We start from the raw sequence: 8449 nt of genomic DNA, 5'->3' as shown, positions 1-8449 counted from the left end.
GTCAGCGTCGCCTTACCGTACTCAAGTACAGCCTGCGGCTAGCTTCCTAGTTTGCTCTTTAATTTTCATTGAGTATAAGTTCATTTTGATACGAGGGAGGCAAAGCCTTATTCTAAGGCACTAGCCCCCGCTACAATTTCTGTAATTTCTTGTGTAATCGCCGCCTGTCTGGCACGGTTATACTGGATTGTCAAATCATTGATGACTTTCTTGGCATTATCAGTCGCCGTTTGCATGGCTGTCATACCTGCAGCATTCTCAGCTGTCTTGGCATCGATGATAGCCCCGTATATCATACTTTCTGCAAACTGAGGTAACAACTGCTCTAGAATCTCATCACGACTCGTTTCCAACTCAAAGGTCAAGCTATACTCTTCATCCGCTTCATTTGGATCTAAGTCAACAATCGGCAACATTTGTTCCACACGCATTTGACTTGTGAGAGTATTGACATGATGGTTGTAACAAACATAGAGTTCATCAAAAAGTTCATTTTGATACATTTCAATCGTTTTTGAAATAATTTTACGAACTTCATCAAAACTTGGTTGGTCGGCCAAGCCACGTAGTTCATAGATTGGTTGAATGCCACGAGCCTTAAAGAAATCAGCTCCCATACCACCAATACAGATTATCTCAAAACCTGTACCATCTGGATGGTATTCTTCTTTCAGCTCCATCACAGCTTTAAGGATGGAAGCATTATAACCTCCAACCAAGCCACGGTCTGAAGTAATAACGATATAGCCTGTTTTCTTAACTGGGCGACTAATGAGCATCGGATTGGTAGAACCACCAGATCCGTTACCATGCAGAATATCCGTCAAAAGCTTACGAACCTTCTGAGCATAAACTTGAAAGTTGCGTGCTGCTTCTTCAGAGCGACCTAACTTGGCAGCCGATACCATTTGCATGGCATTGGTGATTTGACTAGTATTTTTTGTTGAGGCGATTTTTGTTTTAATATCATTTAGAGATACTGCCATTTGACACCTCTATTCTTATTGGAAGCTGGATTGATTGAGAAACTCTGTAATCGCAGCATCCAAGACTGCTTCTTCTGGCAAGTCTTTTGTTTCACGAATAGTTTCCAAAATCTCTGGATGTTGTGCATCAAAGAAATCATGAAACTCTTCCTCAAAACGAACAATGTCATCTACAGGAATCGTATCCAAGAAACCATGTGTCAAAGCATAAAGAATGGTTACTTGTTTCTCAACAGGTAATGGTTTATGAACTGGTTGTTTCAGAACTTCAACGGTACGACGTCCACGATTTAACTTAGCTTGAGTAGCCGCATCCAAATCAGAACCAAACTTAGTGAAGGCTTCCAACTCACGATATGAAGCAAGGTCGATACGAAGTGTACCAGCAACCTTCTTCATAGCTTTGATTTGTGCAGAACCACCTACACGGGATACAGATGAACCCGCATCGATAGCTGGACGAATACCCGCATTGAAGAGACCATCGCCAAGGAAGATTTGACCATCTGTGATTGAAATCACGTTGGTTGCGATATAAGCAGAGATATCTCCTGCTTGTGTCTCGATAAATGGTAGAGCTGTGATTGAACCACCACCAAGTTCATCAGAAACCTTAGCTGAACGCTCAAGCAAACGGCTATGAAGGTAGAAAACATCCCCAGGGAAGGCTTCACGACCTGGTGGACGACGAAGCAAGAGAGAGAGTTCACGATAAGCGACCGCTTGTTTTGAAAGATCATCATAAACGATCAAAACATGCTTCCCTTGGTACATAAACTCTTCTGCCATGGCAACCCCAGCATAAGGAGCTAGGAAGAGCAATGGAGAAGGTTGTGAAGCAGAAGCTGTCACAACGATTGTGTAGTCCAAGGCACCGTACTGACGAAGTGTTTCAACTTGCGTACGAACAGTTGACTCTTTTTGTCCAATCGCTACATAGATACAGATCATATCTTGACCTTTTTGGTTCAAAATAGCATCAATAGCGATGGTTGTTTTCCCTGTCTGACGGTCACCGATAATCAACTCACGTTGACCACGACCAATCGGAACAAGGGCATCAATAGCTTTCAAACCTGTTTGCAATGGTTCTGATACAGACTTACGTTGCATAACACCAGGAGCCAGCGCTTCTACTGGACGAGACTTATCAGTATGGATTTCTCCAAGACCGTCAACTGGACGACCAAGTGGATCCACAACACGTCCAATAAGGCTCTCACCAACAGGAACTTCCATGATTTTACCTGTACGACGAATTGTATCGCCTTCACGAATATCTGTAAAGTCACCTAGGATGATAATCCCAACGTCTGTTGACTCCAAGTTTTGCGCCATCCCATAAGAGCCGTTTTCAAAAATCAACAGCTCTCCACTCATGGCATTTTCAAGGCCGTGAGCACGCGCAATTCCGTCCCCGATATAGGTTACAACACCTGTTTCAGATACATCAAAATTGGGTTTGAAATTTTCAATTTGTTGCTTAATTAAAGCGCTGATTTCTTGTGCGTTAATTGCCAAAAGAACACCACTTTCTATTTCAAATTTTCTTTAACAACTCGAAGTTGTTGTTTAATACTCACGTCAATTGTCTTGTGATTAGCAAAAATGACAAAACCACCAATGAGTCCTTCATCAATTTGTTCTTTGACGCTCCGCACTTTCAGAGACATTTTTTTCTCTATCAATGGGAGCAGACGTTCCTTCTGTTCATCTGTTAAAGGATGGGCTGAAGAAATCGTGACAACAAAACGATTGGTCTCTTTTTCAAGGCGATTCAAACAATCTGCAATTACTTCATAAAAAAGATTTGCTCTGTGATTGTAAACCAGAACTTGAATAAAGTTTTGCATTAAAGGTGACACAGAGTCTTGAAAGAAACGAACTGTTTTTTCCTTATCTGACTCATCAACTGCCACCTGAGCTAAAAAAGAGGGTAAGCCCGCTTCTTCTGCGACTTGCTTGATTTGATCCAAGTCTGAAAAAATCCGGTCCTCTTCTCCTTTTTCAATCACTAATTGGACAAAAGGCATGCTGTATTTTTCAATTACCTTTGCTGTTTTCTTGTCCATTAGGCTTCTCCTAGCTGATCGATATACTGATCAATGAGTTCCTTATGGGCATGACTGTCAAGGTTTTGTGAGATGATTTTTCCAGCTAAACTAACTGTCAAATCTGCTACCTCACCTTTAACGCTTTGTAAAGCCTCAGCTTTGTTTTGCGCAATTTCTTGGTTAGCTTTTTCTTTCAAGCGACCAGCTTCTAGCTTAGCTTCAGCCAGAATATCTGATTTGCTCTTTTCAGCTGTCTCCTTAGCATTCTCGATGATAGTTTTAGCTTCGCTACGGCTTCCTGCTAATTCATCTTCACGCTTTTGAGCAAGAGTTTCTGCTTTTTGACGAGCTTGTTCAGCACCATCAATATCAGCAGCAATCTTTTCGGCGCGTTCTTCGAAGACACTTGTCAAGTTTGACCATGCGTATTTTTTGACTAAGACGATCAAAAGGATAAAAGAGCCAGCAATTAAAATAAAGTTACCAATCAATTCACCTACTGTTACGTGCATCATTTACTCCTTTCTACTCTTCATCATTAATTTTATTTCCTAGATACATTGAAGACAAGACTGTGAATACATAGGCCTGAACACAGGAAATAAACACAGAGAATGCCGTCCAGACAAGATTGGTAACAAATGCGACTGGATACCAATAAAGAGCCTGATGAGAAAGAGTAATAAGCAAGCTTGCCATCACTTCTCCGGCAAAGATATTCCCGAACACCCGCAAAGCAAGTGATAGGAAATTCGTGACTTCTTCAAGGAGATTCATCGGTGTCATAAAACCTGGGGTTACAAAGCCTTTCAGATACTTTTTAACACCACGGCGACGAATTCCTTCTATATGGGTCATCAGGATAATTCCAAATGACAAAGCCAAGTCAAACTGGAGATTTGCAGTTGGCGATGTCCAAAGGTTTGTCCCATCTGTAGTTTGAAGTTTCGCCATCAAACCAAGATTGTTTGCGATAACCATAAAAAGAAATAAACACAAGTAAAAGAGTGAGTAATCTTTCATGTACCGAGAACCTACGTTGGGTTCTGTAAATCCGACTACAAAGTCATAGAGATACTCTAGTACATTTTGCTTTCCTTTGGGTTTCACAGTCATATTACGACTTGCCCAATAGATAAAGGCAAAAATCAGTGCCACAGACAACAAAGTCAATGCTGTCAAGGTTAAATCAAAGGTAACAGGACCAATATTGATGGTTGGATTGATACTTTCTTCCATCTAGAATCCTCCCTTTTCCATTTTATACTTCTCTTTATTTGATGATAAATGAAAATACGAGAGTTACAAAGAATGTTCCTTCGATAAAGGCAATCCCCATGATCATCAAACTACGCAATTGTGGGATGATATCTGGTTGGCGTGCTGCAGACTTGAACAAACCGTTCATCAAAAATCCTTCTGCAAGGGATACACCCATACAGGCAAGACAAAGACCGAAAAATGTTAAATTCATGATGAATTCTCCTTTTATTTAAAATTTACTTACTTAGTTTAGTCCTAAAATTTGTTTTTGTCAACTTTTTACTTACGTTGGAAGCGTTTCAGATGATTTATTTTTATTTTTGCTATTTTTATACCACTGTATAGATAAGTTTCTCATTTTATGATGAAATGTGTTTCCACTTTTTCTATATTTTCCGAAATAAATTGAAAAATCCAAGTTTAGAACTTGGATAGATTCATTTTATTTGAAATAGTAGGAATAGTGTTGTTTACACCCTGGATTAAATGGAGATTTGCAATAAGGGCAGGCTATTTGTTTTTGATATTCTTGAAATGTTATTGTCCTCATACAAGCCCCACATAAAATCGGTCGATCCTCCGCAAGCGTCAAGGGGTAAGGTGAAAACAAATGCGTTTCTATAGCATTGTGGCACTGATAGCAAGCATAGTATTTTTTACACTCATAGCACTGGAGGGAAATAATATCCTTTTCACCATGATAGTGAACACATCTGCTTTCATTATCTACCAACAATCCTTGCACTTGAATCATTCACTTTTCCTTATCTAGGCACGAACTGTGACACTTGTCCCGTCTTCCTTATAGAGATTGATAAGACCTTCTTTGAGAGCTCGAACCATATCCCCAGCTTGCACAGGTTGAGGAACCTTAATGGTCAAGAGTTCCATTGGATTTGGAGCACGGTCGATTTTATTGCCTTTAGAATCGTGAAGATTTTCGATATAGGTTTCAAAATGACGGAAACCTGGTCCATAAAACTCAACTTGATCTCCTTCATTGATAACATTCCGTTGACGAATGGTTGCTGTCTGGGTTGCATCATCATAAGAAACCACCTCAGCGACAAACTTGTATTCAGGGATTTTACGACGTGCACCAAACAACTGTTCATTTTCTGTAGGTGTGCTATAGTAGAAACCTGTTGCCAATTCACGCTGGGCAACTTTCCACATCTCATCTACCAGGTCTTGTTTAATAGCTTCAAATTTTTCTGGGCTTTCAAGGTAAGCATCCACAGCCGCCTTGTAGCAGTTTGTTACTGTTGAAACATAGTGAATAGACTTCATTCGACCTTCAATCTTGAGACTATCTACACCATTTTCAATCATATCTGGGATATGGTCAATCATAGACATATCAACGGCAGACATTGAAAATTCTTCTGGGATTTCACCCTTAAGGCTCTTACGTTCTTGGCCAAAGGGCATATCGTAGAGGTCGTATTTCCAACGGCAAGACTGAGAACAGCCTCCGCGGTTAGCATCACGCATACTCATGTGGTTTGAAAGCGTACAACGACCTGAGTAAGAAATACACATGGCTCCATGTACAAAGGCTTCAATCTCAACATCTGTACGTTTGCGAATCTCTGCCAATTCTTCCATTGAAACTTCACGAGCCAAAACCACGCGAGTTAGACCAAGTTCTTTCCAGAACTCTAGAGTTTCATAGTTAGTGGCACTTGCTTGGGTAGAGAGGTGGATTTCTAAACCTGGTGCTTCTGTTGCTGCAATCATGATCAAGGCTGGATCTGACACGATAACTGCGGCAATCCCGATGTCACGCAACTTACGGAACCATTCTCCAGCACCAGCTTCGTTTCCTTCGTGCATAACCATGTTGGCAGCTACATAGACCTTGGCACCGTACTTAGCAGCAAACTGGACTCCTTCTTCCATCTGCTCAAAGGTAAAGTTTCCAGCACGGCTACGAAGACCATAGGCCTGTCCACCGATGAAGACTGCGTCCGCACCATATTGAACAGCTACTTTCAGTTTTTCTAAAGTTCCAGCAGGTGAAAGAACCTCAGGACGTTTTAATGTTTTTGTCATGTTTTCTCCTATTTGCAATATAAAAGTTTGACGTTTTTCCTTCTCATTTTATAGTAAATAAGTGATAAAATCAAGCCTAGACAGATTGTTTTGACAATTCTAATCTTCTTAGAAACGAAAAACTAGTCTTCTGAGACTAGTTGTTTTCAAGATAAAATTCAAAACGTTCACCCACATACTGACTCTTGACATATTCAAAAGCCGTACCATCATCGAGATAGGAAACCTGAGTCAAGGCTAGAATCGCATGCCCTTTCTCGACTTCTAAGTAATGGGCAATCTTTTCCTTAGCCAATCTCGCATAAATGGTCTGTTGGGATTTTCCAATTCGGTAACCATGTTCTTGCAAGGTCTGAAAGAAATGACTGGTTACTTCTTCTTTTTTAAAATTTTTAATAAACTTTTCGGGAATAGAAGCAACTTCATAGACCAGAGGAACTTGATCGGCATACCGAACCCGCTCCATACGGATGATATTTTCAGTTGGTGAAATACCTAGCTTTGCCACTTCCTGTTCATTGGGAATGGTTCTCCTATAGGATATCAGCTGACTAGAAGGAACTTTCCCTTGGGCTTTGACAATCTCAGTAAAACTGGTAGTCCCCCGCATTTTTTCTTGAACTCGAGTACTAGAAACAAAAGTTCCGCTTCCAACACGACGCTCCAAAACCCCCTCCTCAACCAAGAGAGAGATGGCTTGTCGCAAAGTCATCCGGCTAACTTGAAACTGTTCAGCTAAATCTCGCTCACTTGGAAGTCTCTCTCCGATTTTCCAATGATGCTCATCTATATCCTTCTTGATCTGATCGTGGATTTTCATATAAGCTGGTAACATGCTTTTCACTTCTTTTCTTTATTTTCTCTATTGTACCGTATTTAATTAGAAAAAGTCAAACTTTGCCTTGTTTAGTTGGTAATTCGCCCTCATTTGTGATAAAATATTGAAAAAGATATTTCTTTTGAGAAAGGAAAAAGATGAGCAAGATTTCAACTGATTTGCAAGATGTCGAAAAAATCATCGTACTGGACTATGGTAGCCAATACAACCAGCTGATTTCACGCCGTATCCGTGAAATTGGTGTTTTTTCAGAGCTAAAAAGCCATAAGATTTCAGCAGCAGAGGTTCGTGCGATTAACCCGGTAGGGATCATTCTCTCAGGTGGACCAAACTCTGTTTACGAAGAAGGTTCATTTGATATTGACCCAGAAATTTTTGAACTTGGTATTCCAATTTTGGGAATCTGCTATGGTATGCAACTTCTTACCCACAAACTTGGAGGTAAGGTTGTCCCAGCAGGTGATGCTGGAAACCGCGAGTATGGTCAATCTCCACTTACTCACACTCCTTCTGCCCTCTTTGAAGGTACACCAGAAGAACAGATTGTTTTGATGAGCCATGGCGATGCGGTTACTGAAATTCCTGCTGATTTTGTTCGTACTGGAACTTCTGCTGACTGTCCTTATGCAGCTATTGAAAACCCAGACAAACATATCTACGGTATCCAATTCCATCCAGAGGTTCGCCATTCTGTCTATGGAAATGATATCCTTCGCAACTTTGCACTTAATATCTGTAAGGCTAAAGGCGACTGGTCAATGGATAACTTTATCGAGATGCAGATTCAAAAAATTCGTGAAACTGTTGGAGACAAACGTGTCCTTCTCGGTCTATCTGGTGGTGTTGACTCTTCTGTCGTTGGCGTTCTTCTCCAGAAAGCAATCGGCGATCAATTGATCTGTATCTTTGTAGACCACGGTCTTCTTCGTAAAGGGGAAGCAGACCAAGTTATGGACATGCTTGGTGGTAAGTTTGGTTTGAATATCGTCAAAGCAGACGCTGCTAAACGTTTCCTTGATAAATTGGCTGGCGTATCTGACCCTGAACAAAAACGGAAGATCATCGGTAACGAATTTGTTTATGTCTTTGATGACGAAGCAAGCAAGCTAAAAGATGTAAAATTCCTTGCTCAGGGAACACTTTACACTGACGTAATTGAGTCTGGTACAGATACTGCTCAAACCATCAAATCACACCACAACGTGGGTGGTCTTCCAGAAGACATGCAGTTTGAACTGATTGAACCATTGAAC

At 40.8% G+C, this 8449-nt stretch carries 10 protein-coding genes; 1 reads left to right on the top strand and 9 read right to left on the bottom strand.

The window, feature by feature from the left end; all coding sequences use genetic code 11:
- Positions 1-107: 107 nt before the first annotated feature.
- The 9 genes from ADI74_RS01185 to ADI74_RS01150 all read right to left on the bottom strand — a co-directional run bounded on the left by ADI74_RS01185 (position 108) and on the right by ADI74_RS01150 (position 7193).
- Complete coding sequence (locus tag ADI74_RS01185; protein ID WP_000301231.1) at positions 108-986, bottom strand: F0F1 ATP synthase subunit gamma; 879 nt, start codon at positions 984-986, stop codon at positions 108-110.
- Positions 987-1001: 15 nt separating this feature from the next.
- A complete protein-coding gene (gene atpA / locus ADI74_RS01180; protein ID WP_049536515.1) occupies positions 1002-2507 on the bottom strand; it encodes a F0F1 ATP synthase subunit alpha in 1506 nt (501 codons plus the stop codon).
- A gap of 14 nt (positions 2508-2521) precedes the next feature.
- Positions 2522-3058: a F0F1 ATP synthase subunit delta gene (locus ADI74_RS01175; protein ID WP_000358981.1), complete on the bottom strand. Its 537-nt coding sequence runs from the start codon at positions 3056-3058 to the stop codon at positions 2522-2524.
- Complete coding sequence (gene atpF / locus ADI74_RS01170) at positions 3058-3552, bottom strand: F0F1 ATP synthase subunit B (RefSeq protein WP_000558540.1); 495 nt, start codon at positions 3550-3552, stop codon at positions 3058-3060. Before atpF ends, ADI74_RS01175 begins: the two co-directional genes overlap by 1 nt.
- A gap of 13 nt (positions 3553-3565) precedes the next feature.
- Positions 3566-4279 (bottom strand): F0F1 ATP synthase subunit A, encoded by a 714-nt coding sequence (gene atpB, locus ADI74_RS01165; protein ID WP_000392853.1) that lies wholly within the window; start codon positions 4277-4279, stop codon positions 3566-3568.
- Positions 4280-4313: 34 nt separating this feature from the next.
- Positions 4314-4514: a F0F1 ATP synthase subunit C gene (locus tag ADI74_RS01160; RefSeq protein ID WP_001054552.1), complete on the bottom strand. Its 201-nt coding sequence runs from the start codon at positions 4512-4514 to the stop codon at positions 4314-4316.
- Positions 4515-4745: 231 nt separating this feature from the next.
- A complete protein-coding gene (locus ADI74_RS10655) occupies positions 4746-5057 on the bottom strand; it encodes a CHY zinc finger protein (protein ID WP_080566831.1) in 312 nt (103 codons plus the stop codon).
- Between the two features lie 14 nt (positions 5058-5071).
- Positions 5072-6358, bottom strand: coding sequence for a peptidase U32 family protein (locus ADI74_RS01155; RefSeq protein WP_000169103.1), 1287 nt, complete (start codon positions 6356-6358; stop codon positions 5072-5074).
- 136 nt (positions 6359-6494) lie between these two features.
- Complete coding sequence (locus ADI74_RS01150; RefSeq protein ID WP_049536513.1) at positions 6495-7193, bottom strand: GntR family transcriptional regulator; 699 nt, start codon at positions 7191-7193, stop codon at positions 6495-6497.
- Positions 7194-7333: 140 nt separating this feature from the next.
- Here ADI74_RS01150 and guaA point away from each other — a divergent pair.
- Positions 7334-8449, top strand: a 1116-nt coding sequence (guaA, locus tag ADI74_RS01145; RefSeq protein WP_049536511.1) for a glutamine-hydrolyzing GMP synthase, incomplete at its 3' end; no start/stop codon positions are given.

It is taken from the genome of Streptococcus pseudopneumoniae, from assembly GCF_001074565.1.
Classification (GTDB): Bacteria; Bacillota; Bacilli; order Lactobacillales; family Streptococcaceae; genus Streptococcus; species Streptococcus pseudopneumoniae_J.
Note: the sequence above shows the minus strand (reverse complement) of the source record. Positions and strands in the feature narration are given on the sequence as shown.

Coding starts and splice junctions, on each gene's coding strand:
- ADI74_RS01150 (WP_049536513.1), bottom strand. CDS start 7,193: ATGTTACCAGCTTATATGAAAATCCACGATCAGATCAAGAAGGATATA.
- ADI74_RS01160 (WP_001054552.1), bottom strand. CDS start 4,514: ATGAATTTAACATTTTTCGGTCTTTGTCTTGCCTGTATGGGTGTATCC.
- ADI74_RS01155 (WP_000169103.1), bottom strand. CDS start 6,358: ATGACAAAAACATTAAAACGTCCTGAGGTTCTTTCACCTGCTGGAACT.
- atpB (WP_000392853.1), bottom strand. CDS start 4,279: ATGGAAGAAAGTATCAATCCAACCATCAATATTGGTCCTGTTACCTTT.
- atpF (WP_000558540.1), bottom strand. CDS start 3,552: ATGCACGTAACAGTAGGTGAATTGATTGGTAACTTTATTTTAATTGCT.
- ADI74_RS01185 (WP_000301231.1), bottom strand. CDS start 986: ATGGCAGTATCTCTAAATGATATTAAAACAAAAATCGCCTCAACAAAA.
- ADI74_RS10655 (WP_080566831.1), bottom strand. CDS start 5,057: ATGATTCAAGTGCAAGGATTGTTGGTAGATAATGAAAGCAGATGTGTT.
- ADI74_RS01175 (WP_000358981.1), bottom strand. CDS start 3,058: ATGGACAAGAAAACAGCAAAGGTAATTGAAAAATACAGCATGCCTTTT.